This window comes from Vibrio sp. 2130-1 (genome assembly GCF_033339515.1).
Map to the genome: position 1 here is coordinate 1 of NZ_JAWOUT010000280.1, position 701 is coordinate 701.

At 42.5% G+C, this 701-nt stretch carries 1 pseudogene; it reads right to left on the reverse strand.

From position 1 onward, the window contains the following. Positions 1-59: 59 nt before the first annotated feature. Positions 60-701: pseudogene (locus R7Q09_RS25740) on the reverse strand (hypothetical protein); the annotation flags it as partial.

The following is a 701-nucleotide window of genomic DNA, read 5'->3' on the forward strand; positions in this document are numbered from 1 at the left end:
AAAAGGCCCCGAAGGGCCTAAAATAAAAATACTAAACGCTAAACTTTCAACACTAAACCCTAAGGATTTGAAACGCATGAGGCATAGAGGCCTGAATTAACACCGTTAATCTCTTCATTTTTATTATGTAGGTCAATACTCCAGCGATATTTTTCGCCGTCAGCCCAAGTAGCAGACCAATACCGCGCTTTAGTTGGCCAACCAAAATTCTCATACATATACGCGTCCACCTCTCTCAAATCAGCTAAACTAGGTTGAGACCACTTACTCTTTCCAGCAAAATTGATTCTAGAAAGATGATTGCAATAACTATCCAACTGGGCACCGTCATCTGACATGCCTGAACCATACATAAACTCAGCAAATTCTCCAGCTGGCCCATGCGTTCCATCTTCTACGGCAAGTCCTTTATATGTGTTGGGCCTGTTGTTGTCGGATTTTATATACCCCAAATAATCCATTACTGCTTTAGAAGGAGAGCTGGTGAACCATTTACCATCGGCTTCAGCCACTTTCAAACAAACACCTGTGGCATTGGACTTATTCGTATCATTCACCTGACCACCACAAATACCAAACATTTTAAAGGTGACACTCGTGGTTTCACTTACACTGAGCGGTGAGCCCTCCAAGTTAAATTCCGCGGTAATATTAACCGTTGTGTCATTGCTAGGTATTGTACCCACCCAAGTCACTTTAGC